The 19,239-nt window shown below is 32.8% G+C and carries 16 protein-coding genes; 8 read left to right on the plus strand and 8 right to left on the minus strand.

The features are described from left to right. Positions 1 to 43 precede the first annotated feature (43 nt). Entirely contained in the window at positions 44 to 889 is an 846-nt protein-coding gene (locus bsdtb5_RS07600) for a LysR family transcriptional regulator (protein ID WP_271715430.1), read from the minus strand. A 578-nt stretch (positions 890 to 1,467) separates the two neighbouring features. Between bsdtb5_RS07600 and bsdtb5_RS07605 the strand changes: the two genes are divergently transcribed. Together bsdtb5_RS07605 and bsdtb5_RS07610 are read left to right on the plus strand one after the other, a co-directional pair. Further along, complete coding sequence (locus tag bsdtb5_RS07605) at positions 1,468 to 2,709, plus strand: LL-diaminopimelate aminotransferase (RefSeq protein WP_271715431.1); 1,242 nt, start codon at positions 1,468 to 1,470, stop codon at positions 2,707 to 2,709. Positions 2,710 to 2,806: 97 nt separating this feature from the next. Continuing rightward, positions 2,807 to 5,608: a DUF7948 domain-containing protein gene (locus bsdtb5_RS07610; RefSeq protein WP_271715432.1), complete on the plus strand. Its 2,802-nt coding sequence runs from the start codon at positions 2,807 to 2,809 to the stop codon at positions 5,606 to 5,608. Between the two features lie 730 nt (positions 5,609 to 6,338). Here bsdtb5_RS07610 and bsdtb5_RS07615 read toward each other — a convergent pair. Together bsdtb5_RS07615 and bsdtb5_RS07620 are read right to left on the minus strand one after the other, a co-directional pair. Then, positions 6,339 to 7,148, minus strand: a complete 810-nt coding sequence (locus tag bsdtb5_RS07615; protein ID WP_271715433.1) for a hypothetical protein — start codon at positions 7,146 to 7,148, stop codon at positions 6,339 to 6,341. Next, positions 7,145 to 7,471 carry a PadR family transcriptional regulator gene (locus bsdtb5_RS07620; RefSeq protein WP_271715434.1) on the minus strand — a complete coding sequence of 109 codons (327 nt, stop codon included), beginning with the start codon at positions 7,469 to 7,471 and terminating at the stop codon, positions 7,145 to 7,147. The genes bsdtb5_RS07615 and bsdtb5_RS07620 overlap by 4 nt, the downstream gene beginning before the upstream one ends. Before the next feature lie 160 nt (positions 7,472 to 7,631). Between bsdtb5_RS07620 and bsdtb5_RS07625 the strand changes: the two genes are divergently transcribed. Both bsdtb5_RS07625 and bsdtb5_RS07630 read left to right on the plus strand, forming a co-directional pair. Next, positions 7,632 to 8,018, plus strand: coding sequence for a hypothetical protein (locus tag bsdtb5_RS07625; protein WP_271715435.1), 387 nt, complete (start codon positions 7,632 to 7,634; stop codon positions 8,016 to 8,018). A 197-nt stretch (positions 8,019 to 8,215) separates the two neighbouring features. Continuing rightward, complete coding sequence (locus tag bsdtb5_RS07630) at positions 8,216 to 8,881, plus strand: HAD family hydrolase (protein WP_271715436.1); 666 nt, start codon at positions 8,216 to 8,218, stop codon at positions 8,879 to 8,881. 52 nt (positions 8,882 to 8,933) lie between these two features. Here the strand turns inward: bsdtb5_RS07630 and bsdtb5_RS07635 are convergent, their stop codons facing one another. Next, positions 8,934 to 9,521 (minus strand): TetR/AcrR family transcriptional regulator, encoded by a 588-nt coding sequence (locus tag bsdtb5_RS07635; protein WP_271715437.1) that lies wholly within the window; start codon positions 9,519 to 9,521, stop codon positions 8,934 to 8,936. Between the two features lie 198 nt (positions 9,522 to 9,719). On the opposite strand from bsdtb5_RS07635, the gene bsdtb5_RS07640 reads away from it, so the two are divergent. Next, positions 9,720 to 10,430 (plus strand): ABC transporter ATP-binding protein, encoded by a 711-nt coding sequence (locus tag bsdtb5_RS07640; RefSeq protein ID WP_271715438.1) that lies wholly within the window; start codon positions 9,720 to 9,722, stop codon positions 10,428 to 10,430. A gap of 34 nt (positions 10,431 to 10,464) precedes the next feature. Beyond that, a complete protein-coding gene (locus tag bsdtb5_RS07645) occupies positions 10,465 to 11,475 on the plus strand; it encodes an ABC transporter permease (protein ID WP_271715439.1) in 1,011 nt (336 codons plus the stop codon). A gap of 188 nt (positions 11,476 to 11,663) precedes the next feature. Here the strand turns inward: bsdtb5_RS07645 and bsdtb5_RS07650 are convergent, their stop codons facing one another. The 4 genes from bsdtb5_RS07650 to bsdtb5_RS07665 form a co-directional block, all read right to left on the minus strand. Further along, positions 11,664 to 12,104: a hypothetical protein gene (locus bsdtb5_RS07650; protein WP_271715440.1), complete on the minus strand. Its 441-nt coding sequence runs from the start codon at positions 12,102 to 12,104 to the stop codon at positions 11,664 to 11,666. Further along, a complete protein-coding gene (locus tag bsdtb5_RS07655; protein WP_271715441.1) occupies positions 12,101 to 12,304 on the minus strand; it encodes a helix-turn-helix transcriptional regulator in 204 nt (67 codons plus the stop codon). Before bsdtb5_RS07655 ends, bsdtb5_RS07650 begins: the two co-directional genes overlap by 4 nt. A gap of 248 nt (positions 12,305 to 12,552) precedes the next feature. Next, the gene (locus tag bsdtb5_RS07660) at positions 12,553 to 13,839 is read right to left on the minus strand and encodes a sensor histidine kinase (RefSeq protein ID WP_271715442.1); all 1,287 of its coding nucleotides are present in this window, start codon (positions 13,837 to 13,839) and stop codon (positions 12,553 to 12,555) included. 1 nt (position 13,840) lies between these two features. Next, positions 13,841 to 14,527, minus strand: coding sequence for a response regulator transcription factor (locus tag bsdtb5_RS07665; RefSeq protein WP_271715443.1), 687 nt, complete (start codon positions 14,525 to 14,527; stop codon positions 13,841 to 13,843). Between the two features lie 222 nt (positions 14,528 to 14,749). Between bsdtb5_RS07665 and bsdtb5_RS07670 the strand changes: the two genes are divergently transcribed. Together bsdtb5_RS07670 and bsdtb5_RS07675 are read left to right on the plus strand one after the other, a co-directional pair. Next, complete coding sequence (locus bsdtb5_RS07670) at positions 14,750 to 16,924, plus strand: ABC transporter substrate-binding protein (RefSeq protein WP_271715444.1); 2,175 nt, start codon at positions 14,750 to 14,752, stop codon at positions 16,922 to 16,924. 46 nt (positions 16,925 to 16,970) lie between these two features. Then, the gene (locus bsdtb5_RS07675) at positions 16,971 to 19,124 is read left to right on the plus strand and encodes an ABC transporter substrate-binding protein (RefSeq protein ID WP_271715445.1); all 2,154 of its coding nucleotides are present in this window, start codon (positions 16,971 to 16,973) and stop codon (positions 19,122 to 19,124) included. Positions 19,125 to 19,239: the final 115 nt, after the last annotated feature.

Below are 19,239 nucleotides of genomic sequence, written 5' to 3' on the forward strand. Positions count from 1 at the left end.
TTCGTGATTGATCACAAGTGCTTAGCTCTAAGCTTTTTTTACATCAAATATTCCACAAGGATTTACTAGACTTATCATCCCTTTGTATCTGATAACTATTGATGACTGGTGTACTAAAATCAAGAATGGGAATTGTTATGAATTCGCCACTAGTAAGATATGGTTTAACAAGACTTCGTGGAAGAAAACTGTATCCAGTACCAGTAAGAAGATATGGTATTAACTTAGTACTATTATCAATCTCAAAGGAAAATTGGTAATAGGGAGGAAACAACTCACGAATAAATTGTCCGACCTCTTGTAACGCAAAGTTACAGAAGAGGTAATTAATCTTAGTCAAATCACTTTTTAGGATACCTTTTGCGTAAGCTGTATTCCTTGGCGATGTTACAAGAAGAAGCTCGTCAGAAATAAAAGAGGTACAGTGAAATCCCGTTTTCTTCAAAGGAAGATATGAGAAGACAACATCAAGAAGATGATCCTGTAACATCTCAATCAATTCAAGGGAATGACCGAAGAATAATTTCACTGAAGTATCCTCATGGGAATCTAGGAAAGCTTTCATCTTTGGAAAGAGGTGACATTCATATATGGTATTAGTCGTACCAATGCGAATGCTATTTCTATAAAAAGCTGAGGAATTGATATCATGAAGAGCAGATTCTTCTAGCTCGAGTATTCTATTTGCATATTGGTAAAATACTAGCCCTTCTTCTGTAAGAGTTAAGTTTTTTCTCTGGCGATGAAAAAGTGACTTACCCAATTCTTTTTCAAGTTCTGCTATACGATTGGTAACCGTCGACTGAGCTACAAAAAGGTGTTCTGCGGTTAATGTAAAATTCTTAAGTTTAGATAATACCAAGAAAGTTTTTAAAGTTTGAGTATCCATTTTTACTCCATTTCTATCCATTCTATTGTTGAGATTATAATTGTGTAAGTCACTAATAATGATGAGGATGCCATTATACAACAAAATACAATCAGTGATTAAATAGAACATTCTTATCACAATGAATCACAATTATCGAAAAAACGAATCATGACTATTTGAATAATTCGTTATACAGATTATAATTCTGTGTATATAATAAGTCAATAGATGGAAAGACACATATCATCGTAGTATAAGAAACACATACATCATAGAGATGGGAAATAACATAACATGATTCGAGGGTCAAAAGCCTTATTTTAGTTTACTAAGTGTATATAGCTGTATAATTATGAATTTTGGCTACCTTTCCCTCTAGCATCATATTTTTTACAAGCCTCAGAACAAGTTAAAATACTCACTAAAGTTCCTATTTTAACTTTGAGTCTTGACAAAATATAAACGATACTTTCGGCCGGACTACGCCATAATTAATAATTATACATCAATATACACAATTTAGGTTAAGGAAGGCTTTTGACTCTCGAATCATAACATCATAAAGAAAATAAATTTGTCAATAAGGGAGAATTAACATGAACGCAAATAATTATATACAATCAATGTTCGCGGAACGAATTGGTGGTAATCGATTCGGAAAAGAAACTGTGATCTATAAATTTGAGAAAATTAAAAGAGCTAAGAGAGAGGCAATCAAAGAATTTCCAGATAGAAAGTTTATAGATTTGGGAATTGGAGAACCAGACGATATGGCGGATGAGAAAATTATTAATGTATTAAAAGAGGAAGCAGGAGTATGGGAGAATAGAGGGTATGCAGATAATGGAATTGATTCTTTTAAGATAGCTGCAGCTGATTATATGAAAAGTGTGTATGGAGTTCAAGGCATAAATGCTGAATCCGAAGTGATTCACACCATTGGTTCTAAACCAGCTCTTGCGATGATTCCACAAGCATTTATCAATCCAGGTGACATTGCATTAGTTACAGTTCCAGGGTATCCGATTCTAGCAACTATGACGGAATGGTTAGGTGGAACGGTATATCGACTGCCATTATTAGAAGAAAATAATTTCTTGCCAGACCTTGAAACTATACCAAAAGAGATTTTGGAAAAAGCGAAATTATTATATATCAACTATCCAAATAATCCGACAGGTGCATCAGCTACCTATGATTTTTATAAAAAGGTAATCAGTCTCGCTAAGGAAAATCATATTATTGTGGTACAGGATGCAGCATATGCAGCACTTACATTTGATGGAGAAAAGCCATTTAGTTTTCTAAGTGTAGAAGGTGCAAAAGAAGTTGGTGTTGAGATACATTCCTTAAGTAAAGCTTATAACATGACAGGATGGAGGTTAGGTTTTCTTGTTGGTAATGAACTAGTGATAAAAGCATTTGGTGCGGTAAAAGAGAATAATGATTCTGGTCAATTTAAGGCAATACAATTAGCAGGAAAATACGCACTAGAACATCCAAAAATTACAGAAGAGATTGCAAGGAAGTATTCTAGAAGACATGAAATGTTAATCAAGGTATTGAATCAGCTTGGCTTTACCGTGATGAAGCCAAAAGCTTCCTTTTATCTGTATGTGAGAGTGCCTAAGGGAATCCTAGGGGGAAAGATATTTCGAAATGCTGAGGAATTTAGTCAATATTTAATTCGTGAAAAACAAATTAGTACGGTCCCATGGGATGATGTTGGAAGCTATATTCGAATATCTGTAACTTTTGAAGCAAGTGGAATTGAAGAAGAGAAAAAGGTTATAGAAGAAGTGTATCATCGATTAAGATCAGAAAAGTTCCTATTCTAGTTGAATCATTAATGCAATGATGCTTCTGTTCCGTTCACAAGATATCCTCATATAATATTATATTAATAGATTCCTAAAGTTAATGGAGGATGTTTAGGTGAATAGGAATGAAAGAACTACACAATTATTAAAACATATTCCCTTCCGATTTGAAGAATATCGTGGACAATATGAATATGAAGCTAAATATATGCTAAGAAACATGGGATACACTGCATTTTTTGCGCCAAATAAAGTTACTTATGCAATGAGTTATCGAAAAGAGGATTCTTATTTAACAACTATTTTAGAGATGAAGTTCCATGATGCTAATTCGAATCCAGAGATCGTTGGAGAAGAACAGTTACCTGGTAGGGTGAATTATTATATTGGAAGTAAAAAAGAGAAATGGGTAGAAGGGGCTGCTACTTTTAAGAAAATTAGATATGAGAATATGTATCCTGGTATAGATATTGAATTCTTTGGAAATAAAGGAGAATTAGAATTCAATTTTATCTTAAGTGAAGAAGCAGATCCTACTTTGATAGCATTTTCCTTATCAGGTGCAAAGAAATATAACATAGATGGTGATGGAAATCTAGTCATTGATTCAGAAGCAGGCGCCCTTCGATTTATGAAACCTTATGTATATCAAGAGTGCTATGAAAGTAAAGTAGAGGTTTTATGTTCCTATCATATCGTAGATGAAAAGTATGTAGCATTTACTTTTGGTGAATATAAAAAGAATTGTAAAATGAATATTGATCCTGTTCTTGTCTATTCCTCCTACTATGGTGAGAACTTAGTAGAGATACTAAAGAATATTAAAATAAATGAAAATAAGGAACTTTGTATCATGGGAAATTACTATGATATAAACAATGGCAGTATAGATGGTTTTGTAACCAAGCTAAGCAGTGATGGACAAATAGAACTCTTTACAACCATCATTGGAGGAGTATCGGATGATGATCCGAATGCAATTGCTTTAGATAACAAGGGCAATATCTATGTCACAGGAACAACTAGTTCCAATGATTTTCCTATAACGCAAGGGGCATTCCAAGAGACAAAAGGTGATTTGTTTGATGCATTTGTTATTAAATTAGATTCTTTAGGTCATTATAGTTATTCTACCTATCTTGGTGGTGACAATGATGATCGTGGCTGGGGTATCACAGTGGATGAAGAAGGCAACGCTTATATAACAGGTGAAACCAAATCAACCAATTTTCCACTACAGAATCCATACTTAGGATACTTAGGAGATAAGAATGGAACTTATGCTTTTGTTAGCAAAATAAATAATACTGGTTCTCAGTTAATCTATTCCACTTACCTTGGCGGAGTAGATGATGGAGATCCGTTTAATGATAATGAGGTAAATGATGTTGGATATGGTATAGCTATCGATGGAACGAATCATGCTTATGTAACAGGATATACCCAGACAATTGATTTTCCACTTAAGAATCCATATCAGTCAAAGCAAAAAGGTCTTAGAGATGCCTTTATTACCAAATTCGAAGCAGATGGATCAGCTATTATCTATTCAACTTATCTTGGTGGAGTTCTTGATGATACAGGAACCGCAATCGTTGTTGAAACGAATGGAACGGCATATGTGTGTGGAGTGACTAGTTCGGTTAATTTTCCAATAAAAAATCCATTTCAAAGTGTACTAAAGGGAAGCAGCGATATATTTATAACAAAGTTACGAGCGGACGGCCAAGAGCTTATTTACTCAACTTATCTAGGTGGTAGTGGTGTTGAGGAACAGTATTCAGAAAACATAGTACCTCTTTCAGTGGATAATCAGGGGAATGTTTATATTACTGGTGCAACGAATTCAGTAGATTTTCCACTGAGGTATCCTATTGAGGATCATTTGAATGGAGATTATGATGCCTTTATTACTAAATTGGATGCATCAGGTAATAAACTTCGGTATTCAACCATTTTGGGTGGATCAACAGATGATACAGGTACTGGAATAGCAGTTGATAATAACGGAACCGTGTATGTTGTGGGTGTAACGAATTCAGTAGATTTTCCAGTAGTTCATGCAATACAACCGAATTTTAGTGGCTATATGAAAGGATTTGTAGCTATTTTACGTCTAGAGACTCTGTCATTTGAACTTATTTTAGATGCTCCGAAGACTGTGAACATTGGTAATCAATTAGTTTATACCATAACAGTAACTAATATGGGACCTGATAAATCTTCAGGTGCTACCCTAATTGATCATATACCTGAAAATACTAGATTTCTAGCTGCATCTGTAGGTAATGGAAGTTACAGTTATAAGGAAGGTGTATTGGAGTTCAGTATTGGAATGTTGGAGGTTTTAGAGAGCACAGTAATCTATATTATGGTATCCCCAATTGAACTCCAAGAAGTAACGAACTTAATTAGTGTAGAATCTGAGGGAGATACAAAGACCGCTTATACAACAACATTAGTAATTGATGATGTAAGTAAGATGAAAGAATCGATAAATATATTAAAAGCTCACCTTGAGAGGAATAGTCTAAGGCTAAAATACCTATTAGAATTGGATAGCGAAAGAAAAGAAACATTAACAACAGGAATAGTTGTAAGAAATGAGAAGACGAAAAGTTTAGTTCTTATCCTTCATAATGAATCAAGTCGTGCATTCGAAGCGAATATCAGTATTCTTAATCTAGATTCAGCAGACGGTTTAGGAAGGTTATGGTGGAGTAAAAAGGTAATACTTAAGGAAAATGAAGTGAAGAATTATTTCTTTGCCCTGCCACCAGCGAGTTATGAATTCTTTGCTGAAAATATAGCGGAAGAGGTATCCATCTTAATTGGGGAACGAAGTGATGAGCCAAACACGCCAATCAATCAAAGCAATTTTATCGAATCGAATACATTTCGATTGAATAATTTATGAAAATAGAAAGACCATGTAACGTTCTTCCTTTAGAGTTTTTAAATATTAGTAAAATAAACATGATTTTGTGAAAAACGACAAAAAATATATAATAACATATAAAAAAATATACAAAACAAACAATAAATTAAAGAAGTAGTCTTTACGAATCCTTAATAAGATGGTAAAATGGAATATATAGTAAATAACAAAACAGAAGATGATGAAATAATAGAATACTCGATAGATATATAAAAGCAAAATGATAAGCTATACCATTTTGTATATATAGATAGGAAAGAGGTAATGATAATTTTACAAGAAATGATCAAGGATTTGTAAGTCCGATTAATCATATTGATGAAGAATGGGCTTTAAATACAGATATGTAAAGAGATTGGAGGAATCTATTATCAAAAAGCTTGTAATAATTAATTCGATTTATGCTTTATTAAACGTATTATTAGTCCTGCTTGTTTGCTACTTTGCTTTTGATTATCTTTCAAATCAATAGAATAGATGAATTAAAGTAAATGTCTACGGTATTGAATTATGAGTCAAAATCTTTTTATGCTTATACATGGTGTGCAGCATATATGGATTTTGACTCATTCTATTTAAGAATAGTAATCTTCGGATGAAATCTCTTTTCCTAAAGTATTATTCATACTAGCCTAAATTCAATATGTAAAATAGGTTTATTTCACATTTGACTCTATATTTACCACCTCCATCATATAAATCAGGAGTGTTAAACGCTTTCATTCACACTGCCACAATATGGACATTTAGGATAGTCGTAATCATATTCATTACCGCAAGTAAGACAGGTGACTTCTGCTAATTGATAGTGTTCAAACTCTTCGCGAAGTTCGATTCGTTTGTCGTATTTTTTGCCTAGAATTAATAGAAAAATTAAGCTTACAGCAGTTAATGTAAACAGTACGATGAATAATGGAAAAGGAATCGTAAACCATTCTATATTAAACGGAGATGTATTATCTTCTAAGCTAACGCGTCCAAATCTATTAAGTATTAGCATTAAGCATATATAAGGCAAAGACAAGAGAGCTTTGCCTAACCATTTTTTATCATAAAAGATTTGAATTAAGAATTTCTTGAAACTAGTATAAATTAGAGTATAGATGATTAAGCTACATTCACATATGCCAAAGGTTAAGTGGTTCATTTTCTGTGTTAAAGTATCAGTTGCATATGGGTGAATAATAAATGTTTTATAGGTTATAACAATTAATATAATGAATAAATACATAACTATACTTTTTATGAAATCATATTTTGTTTGATGTCTATCATATTCTGCATTCAAAAGTTCGATGGCATATTTTTTCGTATTGCCTCCTGTAATCTTCTCAATTGGCTTCTTACTTGCTTGGGCTTCTAAAAAACTGTCCATAATGAGACTCAGGGTGAGGATTGCCTCGTATTTTTTACCATCATAAGCAAGATAAAAAGACTCAATCTGGTGAAAGGTATCCTTATATTCTCCGACTAGTTGTTTCTTTGATTCTTTATATTCAATACTATCTAAATAACTCATGTATCCTCCTCAAAAAGAATTAGATTTGCCGTATGCGTAATCTTCTTATAATTTTCAATTGCCTGAACTAATTGCTTTGACCCAAGAGCAGTGATGGTATAATATTTCCTCTTTGGACCATAGGGTGAACTACCTATACGACATAGAATGTACTCTTTTTTTTCAAGTCTTGTAAGGACTGGATATAAAGTACCCTCACCAATGTTATCAAATCCTTTCGATTCTAAGGTTGACAGAATATCATATCCATAGGTTTCGCCTTTTGCAATGATTGCGAGAATGCAACTTTCTAAAATTCCTTTTAATAATTGTGATTCTTCCATAGATAACTCCATAATCGCTATGATTTAGTTGCCTACTCTACAATACAAAGTAGGTACGAATTTATTATAGGCTAGCTACTTTGCTATGTCAAGTATTGACAGTTATTTTATACTAGAATAAATAAGTAAATATTTATAAAAAAGAATTGGAGACATTATTATGTTAGACAGATTTTTAGATAATTTTTATCAAGTCATCTCATTTGAAAAAGATGAAGAATTTAAAGAAACTGAGTTTAAAGAATTATTTATCTCAAATGCAGTTTTGATGGAAAAAGATAACGAAATTATCATACAGAAAAACTTAGAACAACATATAGACGAATTTAGAATTGCCATAAAACAATATCCACAATTATTTGAGTTAGGTTTTCATGAGAGACAGCTAGGATATCAGCATATCGAAGAGGGAGACACATTTTTAGTAAGTAGTAGATATGAAAAGAAATATTGTCGAGGTGGAAAAGAAGTTGTTGAGTATGGTGTTAACCATATGGTGATTATTAAGGATAATAAAAAATTAAAGATCGCTAGTGTCTTATGGTAAGGGAGTTTGCATTCATGGTAATTTATCGTTAGGAATAGAATTGAATGTAGATTTATGATAGAATAAATAAAAAGTAAATTATAAGATTGGTTAGAATGCAAAATTCATAATTATACAGCGATATACACTCAGTACACTAAATTAAAGGTATTTGACCTCAACATCATTAAAACTGAATACAAGAAAGGTACTAATTTATGATAAAAGCGGTTATATTTGACATGGACGGATTAATGTTTGATACAGAACGATTGATGATGCTAGCATGGGATTATGCTGGAGAGAAGATGGGACTTGGTAAAACTGGACATATGGTTCTTAAAACTCTTGGTATGAATCGTATCTTGAGTAGGGAAGTATGGAAAGAAGAATATGGTGAGGTATTTAAAGCAGAAGAGCTAGACCTTTATACCAATGAATTCTTTGAACACTATTATAGTGAGAATGATGTTCCTGTAAAGACAGGTCTCTATGAACTATTAAGCTACCTAAGAGAACATCATTATAAAATTGGAGCAGCATCATCAACCTACATAGAGAAAGTAAAACATCATCTAAACAATGCAAAAATATTAGAATATTTTGATGTAGTGGTTGGTGGAGATATGGTGGAGAAATCAAAACCAGATCCTCAGATTTATCAAAAAGCAAGTGAATTATTGGGTGTAAAGCCAGACAGTTGTTATGCCTTAGAGGATTCAAGGAATGGCTTACTTGCAGCATATCGCGCAGGATGTAAGCCAATCATGATTCCTGATCTATGGCAACCAGATGAAGAGATTAGTCGTATTTTATATGCAAAACGAAATAATCTCTCAGAAGTAATTGATATTTTAAAGGATAATCATAATAATAATTGTTAATTATTGATTTTTGAATAAATAGATCCAAAATATGTAAAAGATTACAATTATACTACTTTCTGTATTTTAATAATTCACTTTGAATACCGTTTGTAGTAATCGATATTAGTAAATCTATAAAATCTTTTAAAGGAATATCTTTTCCATTGTTATACCATTTTGCTATGGTATTTAGCACCGCTGCACTTTGATATTCCATGATATAATCTGCTTTTGCTATTTCTTCGTCGGTTAATTCACGAAAACTAGCAAATACAATAGGTCTTAATTTTTTTAATATCTTCTGGCGAAACTTAGGGTCACCATTTTCACTAAGTAGCACTGGAAGATATTTTTTATTATTCTCGAAAAATTGTAGAAGATGATACATAATAATATGCTTTTGGGAGGCATGGTATTGATACACTTGTTTTAATATACTTGTTTCAAAATCTTCTGCTGTTACAGTATTTTCTTCAATTACTTCTAAGATTTCATACACATCTTTAAAATATACATAAAAGGTGGAACGATTATAGCCTGCAACTTGGCAGACTTCCTTTACTGTTATTTTTTCTATTGTTTTCTTGCAATAAAGTTGCCAGAAGGCATCGATTATGTTTTGACGAGTAATCTGAGCGGTAGTCGACATTTGATTCATGCTATTCTCCAAACGTTAAAATTAATAATTATGAACCAATCATATAACAATAAAGGAATAGATTCAATTTTAATTTACATCATAAAATCCAACACATTTACAAAGTGTGTTGATTGAAATGAATTGATTAGGATTTTATAATAAAACTGAAAATAGAACAGCAAAGTGTGTAAATAAAAAAAGGAAGGAAATGAGGAAATGAATATAGAAGTAAATCAGATTGAAAAGTATTTTCAAAAAAATAAAGTCTTGAATCAAATATCTATGACCATTGATTCTGGTAAAATATTTTGTCTTCTAGGAGCATCAGGATCTGGTAAGACAACACTACTTCGAATTATTATGGGAGCAATCAATGCAGAAAAGGGAGAGGTTATCATCGATGGAATGAAAGTACCGAATCGAACACTTCTTAGCCGAATTGGATTTATGCCTCAGAATGATGCATTATATGATGAACTGACAGCATGGGATAATCTTAAGTTCTTTGCAGGTTTACAGAAAATAGAGGGAACGACATTTATAGAAAATGCAGAGGAAGTACTCCAAGTAGTTGGTTTAAGTAATGAGAAAAAGAAATTAGTGCGTAATTATTCCGGTGGAATGAAGAAAAGGTTATCACTAGCAATCACATTGATTCATCAACCAAAACTATTATTACTAGATGAACCTACGGTTGGAGTAGACCCAGTCTTAAGAAAGAATATATGGAACTACCTTAAAAAAATAAGAGAACAAGGAACTACGATTCTGGTTACAACACATGTCATGGATGAAGTTCTAGAATGCGACCATGCTGCGTTATTAAGAAACGGGCATATCATTGCAAATGATACGGTGGAGAACCTGTTATCAGCAACAACTGATGGAAGAATTGAAGAACTCTTCTTTCTGGGAGAAAATGAGTGAACATATGAAGCAAGAGATAGGAGATAGATAGGATATGTTATGTATATTAAAGCGTATATTAATTCAAATTAAAAATGATAAAAGATCGTTAGGATTATTACTTATTGCACCTTTATTGGTGTTAACTTTATTATATTTTATACTAGGGGATTCTGATTATACTCCTCATATTGCAGTTTATTCTATGGATAAAGCATATGTAGAGCAATTGGAGGAGAAAGCAAGTATAACGAAGCTAACAAAACTACCTAAGGAAAATAGCTATTTAGAAGAAAATAAGGTAGATGCAATTGCTTGGAAGGATTCTAAAGGAATTCATATTACATTGGAAAGAAAGAATACAAAATCAGCAAAGGCGTTAAAAGTAATTCAAAATACGAATGAAAAGCTTGCACCAATGAAAATTAGTCCGGTCATTCATTATCTATATGAAACAAATGACGAGAATCAATTAGATTCCCTAAGTTATGTATTCTTAGGGGTGCTTTCCTTTTTCTTTGTATTTCTACTTTCTGGTATGTCATTTGTAAGAGAAAGATTTTCACAGACATTAGAGAGAATGTTAATGACACCAATAAGTCGATTTGAAGTAATTGGTGGCTATACGTTAGGGTATGGAATCATATCAGCCGTCCAGAGTGTTCTTATTATTTTATTTACCGTATATGTACTAGGGATTCACGTTGAGGGCTCTGTGTTCCTATGTATTTTGGTTATGATATTAATGTCATTTTTAGCAGTATCTATGGGAGCATTATTCTCTATCTTCTCAAATAATGAATTACAGATGGTTCAATTCATACCAATTGTCATTATCCCACAGATCTTCTATTCTGGATTGATACCAATAGATACAATACCACTTGGATTAGGCAATCTAAAATATATCATCCCAATATACTATACATCAACTGCACTTGATAAAGTAATGATTGAAGGGAAAGGATTGATGGATATTACACCTTTCCTGACTGGATTAGTGATATTTATTATTGTACTATTTGGTATCAATGTACTTTCATTGAAAAAGTATAGGAGATTATAATTATTATACTGGTTATGGTCTTTCTTGATTTTCTATAATAGTTGTAAGCATAGAATACGGAGAGATTTAATGAAAGTAATATATAATGATTCGTTCATAAATGACCTGCTGAAAACCTTTCAGAATTTTGTACAAATATCCTGAGAGGATTAACGGCAGGTCATTATAACGGTGAATCAATAGCAAGATTAGATTTCTTTTTGTAATTTATTAATAAAGTAGATGTTTGAAAGTGTTACAAATAAATAGGCAATCACAAAAGATAAAATAACGTATAAATTAGAATTAGTCATTGCGTAAGATAGCATAAGTGCACCAAATACAAGAACCATAAGATCATATGCTTTAGCTTTTGCTTTATCACGAATGGCAATGTTACGTTCATCATTTACTTCAATTTCTTTTTTTCTAGCTTCTTCTGGATATTTTTTCATATTGATGATATTTATAATCATACCAAGATTCTGGCCAAATATACCACTACCGATACCAATCATAACATAGGGTAGCGATAGAAGAATACCATCAGCATCTCTAGTGATTTTTGCTATAATAGCGCCGGATACTATTAGAATAAGGCCTAATGTTGTTAGTAAGATATACTTAGTCATTTTGTTTGTTGTTGTCATTTTACATCCTCCTCATAGATAAAGATTTCTTCGATACTCATGTTAAAAAATTTGGCTATTTTAAATGCGAGTAAAATTGAGGGATTATAACGCCCATTTTCAAGAGAACCTATTGTTTGTCTTGAGACTTCTAGAATATCTGCCAGTTCTTCTTGCCTGATTCCTCGCTGCTTTCTAAGTTCCTCCAATCTGTTTTTCACGTTTCTACCTTACCTTTCTTACAATCTATTTATAACTTCACATATCACGAAACTCACATGCTGTTTTATTTGAGGTAAAAGCTTGCTAGGGTATGTTTGTAATGAATGGAAAGCTAACTTTACATAAAGTATATTACTAGATAATGTAAATGTCAAGTTAACTTTCCAAAAAATAAAAAAAGATTGAAAGATAAATATTCAATCTTTTTTATGCCTATATTTGTTACTGGGAAGTTTTAAGGAAGTATCTATAATGGTAACTCAATAACAAAAGTAGCGCCGCTTGTTGCAGTGTCTTTCACCCCGATTTTACCGTTTTGCAACTCCATCAATTCTTTTGCAACGCTTAAACCTAGACCAAAATGGGAATTATCATTACGAGATTTGTCTGCACGATAAAAGCGGTCAAATATAGCTTCTTTCTCTTCCTTTGATATACCAATTCCTTGATCCTCCACTTCAATATAGAAAATAGATTTTCGATAGTATGGTCGAAGAGTAATCATACTTTTCGCAGGAGAGTAACTAATCGCATTGTCTATTAGAATACTCAATACTTGGGTCAGCCTTCCTTTATCAGCATTGATTTTTGGAAGTGAATCCTCCGGAAAATCTAAAGATAGATTATGCTCCTTCTTCTGACAGAAGGAAGAGAAGGAATCGTAAAGGTCGATTAAGTAAGTCTCTGTATCAATTTCTTCCTTTTGGATTTGCCAGGTTTTGGCATCGGAAGAAGCTAGAATAAGCATATCGCTAATCAGTCTTGACATCCTGGTACATTCCTCAATGATCTTTGGAATAAACCGTTTGGGTTCAGCGCCCTCAATTAGGAGGGCAGTTGAATTGGTTTGAATTACTGCAAGAGGCGAGCGAAGATCATGAGAAGCAGCAGCGATGAATTCATTCTGTTTCTTCTGATTTTCTACTACAGGTTTTAATGCTATATTTATTAAAAAGCAGCTAACAAGAAATAAAGCGAAGCTACCTATGAGATCAATTCCTATAAAGAGTAATATTTGCAGATACATTCTTGCTTTCTCATGTGGAAAAAACTGAATTAAAGTTAAACTCATATATCCATTATCGGTAGGTATAATGCAAACAGAAGCATAGGTGGGTTCACCATGCTTGCCAGTCAGATGAAAGACAGAGGTAGAGTTCTTATATGATGCAGTCGTATATTGAGTTGTATCAACCCCCTCTTTTAAGGCTACTTTTTGAGCCTTTTTAATCATTACTTCTCTTTTCGTTGAGGGATTCCAAGAGCCTCGAAAGAAAAATGGGATTCCATTATCCTCTATATGTATGATTGCTTTATTTTTGGATTCTAGATTGGATAGCCAAGCATTTTTAATCGTATTATCTGTTTGACATTTATATACGATAGAATCTTGTAATTCCTTAAAGTTATCCAGATTATTCTGTTTATATTGAGAGATATTAATGAAACAAGCTCCAATGATTACAATACTAAGAATGATGCTAGTAATAGCGGTATTCATTATGATAAGTTTTATTTTTAATTTATGTAACATACTATGCTTCTCCTTGAAGCTCTTCTAGGCGATATCCAACACGGTGAATTGTTTTAATCTGTACATTACCATTCACTGTTTTTAAACGTCTCCTTAAGAAGTGTATATAATTATCTAGATTTCCTTCTTCTACAAAATTATCTGGGCCCCATACATGGGATAAGATGATTTCTCTTGAGATAATCTGATTACTGCATCGCATAAAGTATTCAAGAAGATCAGTCTCTCTTTTTGATAATGAGCATGATTTATCATCTGCCAATATCGATTGCCCTTTCACATCTAATATAAGATTAGAAAATGTGAGAAGTTCGGTTTGTTCAATTTTCTGTGGACGTCTGGCAAGAGCACGAATTCTTGCAAGTAATTCTTCAATGGCAAATGGCTTTACTAAATAGTCATCTGCACCAGAATCCAATCCATCAATTCGGTCATGTAGCCCATCCATTGCAGTAACCATAATGACTGGCACATTGATATTTTTATTACGAATTGATTTTAGAATCGATAATCCATCCATTACAGGAAGCATTCGATCTAATATGATTACATCATAAGATTGTTGAAGTGCATAATATAAGGCATGTTCGCCTGTGTAACAAGAATCAGTTGTATATCCTTCATTCTGTAGATGAAAGCACATGCTATCGCATAAATCTTTATTGTCTTCTATAATTAATAACCTCATAATAGGTCTTCCTTTCAGGTGATTTGTGGTATATTTTGGATAACTATAGTCTAGCATAATTCGATTGAAAAATCCTTTAATAAATCTTTAAAGCTTAAAGTTTTTTTAGAGAAATTCCTGATAAGATAAAAACGTTGATAGGGTTTTCTTATGAAGACACTGTATAACAAAGGATAGCAATGAAAATGGAAGAAGTAGTTGCTGAAAATTGGAGGAAGCAATATGAAGTGGAAGAAGAAAATGACAATACTCCTGTCTATTGTACTTATTATAGGTACAATGACAGGTTGTAGTAACACAGGAAAAGAAAAGAAAGAGAAAGAAGTGGCAATGGGACGTTATATGGAACAAACCATAGATATGCCAAAAGCTGTACAATCAGGAGATGAGATAGCCTTCTTAATGAAGATAAATCCTGAGGGTAAACTAGAAATCTATAGTGTTCCAATGAAACCAAAAGAAGGGGAATCTAGTATAAAATATACACTAGATTCTAATAATTCATGGACTAGATCAGTACCAAAATGGCTCAATGAAAACGAATTGGGTGATCCAAAAGGTGGAGTATCTGATGTATCCTATGCGCCCGATGGAACTATGTATGCAATATGGACTAAAAATATTAATGATGATAAAGTAAAAGTGAAATTATTAAAAAGTACGGATGGAGAAAAAGCAGAAGAGCTTGATTTTAAAGAATATAAAAAAGATGTTGGTTATAATAGAAGACCTGACGCAATCGAAGTATTAAAGGATGGCTCTATTTTACTGAATTTTTATGGAAAATGGTCTGTTTACAAAGATGGGAAAGTAACGAGTAGTTTTGAATTAGGCGATTATACATATGCAATGAATGGAAGTACTATATTAGGTATGAATGCCAAACAAGATGGTTGCATTCAAGTAGATGTCACAACTGGTAAAACAATTTCTGAGATTCCATTTGTAAGTAAATCAAGCAATGGAGCGTTCACAGCAGATAAAGAGGGTAACTGGGAGATGGTTTCCAATACAGGTATTCATAGAATGACAAAGAATGGGAACTGCTGGGAGACAATATTAGATGGCGCATTAGCTTCTATGAGTATGCCTTCCATGAGTCCAAATAGTATTGTAAGTGGAGAGAAAGATGACTATTATGTCATGTATGAATCGGGTGGCAATGGATTCAGACAGATAAAGCATTACATATATGATAAAAATGTACCAACCACTCCAAGTAAGACATTGTCAATTGTATCACTGGAAGACAATATGACAGTAAGGCAAGCAATTTCTGATTTTCAACATCAGAATCAAGATGTAAAAGTTGACTATAAAGTACTCATGAGTGAAGATGACGGAACAACAGCATCTGATTATATTAAGAAAATCAATACAGAATTATTAGCTGGCAAAGGTTCCGATATCATTTTATTAGATGGACTACCAGTAGATTCCTATATTGAAAAGGGAGTACTTGCTGATCTTAGCAATATCATTAATCCACTGATTAAGAAAAAAGAAGTGAACAAAAATATTATAGAGAATTCTAAAAAGAATGGTAAAATTTACTCCATTCCTCTTAAATACAGTGTAACATTTGCTTTCGGAGATAAAGAAGCAGTAAGTGCAACAAAATCCATTAAAGATTTAGGAACATATGCAAAAAATAGTGCAAAGACGCCTATATTTGGTGAGGGGGTTATAAATAAAGACTTGATTACGAAACTGTATAAATATTATTCAAATGATATGATAAAAGATAATAACATTGATAAAGATGTTCTAACTGAATTCTTAAAAGAGACAAAAATAATAGCAGATCAATCAAAATCAAAAAGTGGCAAATTGGACGAGGAATCTATTTGGCAGGAAAATATGATGAATGAGGAAAAATCTCTTATGTTATACGACAAGACTAGTTTGTTAGGTCTTACTGATATTTCTGATATGTACTGTATATTTGCACCACTTAAAGTATTGGATATAACCAAAGGCGATTATGATACGATAGATGGAAAATATATTCCAAGCGGATTCCTTGGTATCAATAATGCCAGCAGTCAAAAGAAACTTGCTGCTAAATTTATTAAGGAATTATATAGTGAAAAAGTTCAGAAAGCGGAACTTGGAGATGGATTCCCTGTAAACATAAAAGCATTAGAAAACTATGAATTGGCTTATGATGACTTTATCTTAACAACCACGAATGGTCTAGAAGTAACACAGCCAAGTAAAGAAAAGATGCAAAAAATATTAGAACTTTGCAGATCAGTTACGACTCCGATTGCGATTGACCAGACACTATTAGATATGATTGAAACAGAAGCAGAAGCTTATATAGGTGGCAATGCAGACTTGGATTCTACAGTAAATAAGATTATGGAAAAGACAAAGGCTTATCTAAATGAATAAATATAAGAACCTAACATTAGACTAGATAAGCTTGGAGGTAGAAAGGATGAATTGCAAGAAGATATTAGCAATTGGTTTCAGTATAATCTTTACTATTACATCAGTAACTGGATGTAGTAAGAACGATGATAAAAAAGAAGTCAAAAATGTAGCAATGGGGCGATACATAGAGAAGTCAGTTGCGATGCCAGAAGCCATAGAAGCAGGTAAAGAATGGGCGACACAGATCATTAAGAATCCTAAGGGGGAGATTGAACTGTATGCGAAACCTTGGAAAGACAAAGGAAACGAACATATTATTCAATACACCTTAGATAAAAATAAATGGGTGAAAAGTGTACCAAAATGGATGAATAGAAAAGGTGGAGACTTTGATGTAACGTATGCACCTGATGGAACAAAGTATATTGCTTTCAATAAAAATAAACCAAACTCTATTGAAGTAAAAATATTAAAAAGCAAGGATAATATTAATGGCGAGAATGTGGTAATTGATGATTATAAGAAAGACGTAGATTATAGTAAAATCTTATATCATTTTAATGTCCTAAAAGATAACTCTATATTAGTTAACCACATTGATTCTTTTTCTTTATATAAAAAGGGAAAAGAGACGTCTACATTTAAAATTGGCGGAACTGATTATGCCCTCAATGGTAATCAACTATTAGGTATGAACGAAAAAATGGATTCGGGTGTTATTATTGATGTGACGACAGGAAATATATTATCCGGGGCTCCATTAGATAAGTCACAGAATGGAACCTATACATATGATTCAAAAGGGAATTGGTATATGGTTAATAGAGCAGGTATACATCGAATGGTTAAGGGAGGAAACTCTTGGGAAACCATCTTAGATGGAGCTTTGGCTTCCATGAGTATGCCATCCATGTGGGTTAACTCAGTGATTCGAGGGGATAAAGATGATTTCTATATTTTATATTCTGATTCCAATGGATTAGCCCAGATGAAATATTATGTATACGATAAGAATACCCCTACCACGCCAAGTAAGACTCTAACAGTTGTATCCTTAGAGGAAAATGATACGGTAAGACAGGCAATTGTTGACTATCAACATAAAAATCAAGATGTAAAAGTGGATTATAAAGCTCTTATGAGTGATGAGGATGGGACCACATCGACGGATTATATCAAGAAAATTAATACAGAACTATTAGCAGGAAAAGGAGCAGATGTCTTAGTATTAGATGGAATGCCTGTAGATTCCTACATCGAAAAAGGTGTACTTTCTGATCTAAGTGATATTATCACACCATTAGAGAAAAAAGGTGACTTGTTAAGTAATATCGTTGATTCATACAAGAAAGACGGAAAAATATATAGTATACCAATTCGATATGACTTAATGGTTGCTTATGGTAGTAAAGATGCGGTTGCATCTGTAGATTCTGTGGATACATTAGCAGATTACGCTAAAAATTCAAGTGAGATACCATTGTTTGGTGATAAGGGATTATCCTATTCTGATTTAACAACTAACCTATTTCGATTATATTCCAATCAATTTCTAACGGATAAAGGATTTAATCGTGAAAAGTTAATACGTTTTCTAGATGAGTTAAAGTTAATTAGTGACCAGACTAAAGCAGTGAAAGTAGCACCAAAGAAATCAGAAGAAACAATGGATCAAGTAGCAGATTATTGGAATGAACCAGATTCACAATTACTGTTTGATAAAAAAGCGTCTCTTCAGTTAGCTGATATCTGGTCTATGGCTCAGACTTATGCACCTTCCATAGTTGTAAATAAAATAGATGGAGCTTTCACAACGGTTAATCATGAATTTATGCCAAGTGGTCTTGTTGGCATCAATAATGCTAGTAATCAAAAAGATCTGGCAGGTGAATTTATGAAGACATTATTTGCAGAAAATGTACAAAAAGTACAGTTAGGTGATGGGTTCCCAGTGAATGCAAAAGCATTAGTGAATTTTGGGATGGAATATGATGATATGATTGGTGGGGGGAATGGTTTTACAGTTGAACAGACGAGTAAAGAAGAGATGCAAAAGATTCTTGATTTATGCAAAACTGTAACAACTCCAGTCCAAGTAGATGAAGTACTTTTCAATATGATAAGTAAAGAAATTATTCCTTATCTTAGCGGAGAGTCTGATAGTAAGACAGCTGCAGATCAGATCATAGAGAAGGCAAAGACCTATTTACAAGAATAAAGAAACTATAGTAAGTGAGTAGTGAAAGAATGGTAAAAAATATCAATTGAATAATATTGTATATCATACACTTCATATTGATATGTAAGGGGGGACAGATGAAAGTGAATGTACT

Source organism: Anaeromicropila herbilytica, from assembly GCF_016591975.1.
Lineage (GTDB): Bacteria > Bacillota > Clostridia > Lachnospirales > Lachnospiraceae > Anaeromicropila > Anaeromicropila herbilytica.

What these genes read in the sequence shown, in the direction of transcription:
- bsdtb5_RS07605 (WP_271715431.1), top strand. Translation starts at nt 1,468, where the DNA reads ATGAACGCAAATAATTATATACAATCAATGTTCGCGGAACGAATTGGT.
- bsdtb5_RS07650 (WP_271715440.1), bottom strand. Translation starts at nt 12,104, where the DNA reads ATGACAACAACAAACAAAATGACTAAGTATATCTTACTAACAACATTA.
- bsdtb5_RS07600 (WP_271715430.1), bottom strand. Translation starts at nt 889, where the DNA reads ATGGATACTCAAACTTTAAAAACTTTCTTGGTATTATCTAAACTTAAG.
- bsdtb5_RS07640 (WP_271715438.1), top strand. Translation starts at nt 9,720, where the DNA reads ATGAATATAGAAGTAAATCAGATTGAAAAGTATTTTCAAAAAAATAAA.
- bsdtb5_RS07615 (WP_271715433.1), bottom strand. Translation starts at nt 7,148, where the DNA reads ATGAGTTATTTAGATAGTATTGAATATAAAGAATCAAAGAAACAACTA.
- bsdtb5_RS07660 (WP_271715442.1), bottom strand. Translation starts at nt 13,839, where the DNA reads ATGTTACATAAATTAAAAATAAAACTTATCATAATGAATACCGCTATT.
- bsdtb5_RS07675 (WP_271715445.1), top strand. Translation starts at nt 16,971, where the DNA reads ATGAATTGCAAGAAGATATTAGCAATTGGTTTCAGTATAATCTTTACT.
- bsdtb5_RS07620 (WP_271715434.1), bottom strand. Translation starts at nt 7,471, where the DNA reads ATGGAAGAATCACAATTATTAAAAGGAATTTTAGAAAGTTGCATTCTC.
- bsdtb5_RS07630 (WP_271715436.1), top strand. Translation starts at nt 8,216, where the DNA reads ATGATAAAAGCGGTTATATTTGACATGGACGGATTAATGTTTGATACA.
- bsdtb5_RS07645 (WP_271715439.1), top strand. Translation starts at nt 10,465, where the DNA reads ATGTTATGTATATTAAAGCGTATATTAATTCAAATTAAAAATGATAAA.
- bsdtb5_RS07670 (WP_271715444.1), top strand. Translation starts at nt 14,750, where the DNA reads ATGAAGTGGAAGAAGAAAATGACAATACTCCTGTCTATTGTACTTATT.
- bsdtb5_RS07625 (WP_271715435.1), top strand. Translation starts at nt 7,632, where the DNA reads ATGTTAGACAGATTTTTAGATAATTTTTATCAAGTCATCTCATTTGAA.
- bsdtb5_RS07635 (WP_271715437.1), bottom strand. Translation starts at nt 9,521, where the DNA reads ATGAATCAAATGTCGACTACCGCTCAGATTACTCGTCAAAACATAATC.
- bsdtb5_RS07665 (WP_271715443.1), bottom strand. Translation starts at nt 14,527, where the DNA reads ATGAGGTTATTAATTATAGAAGACAATAAAGATTTATGCGATAGCATG.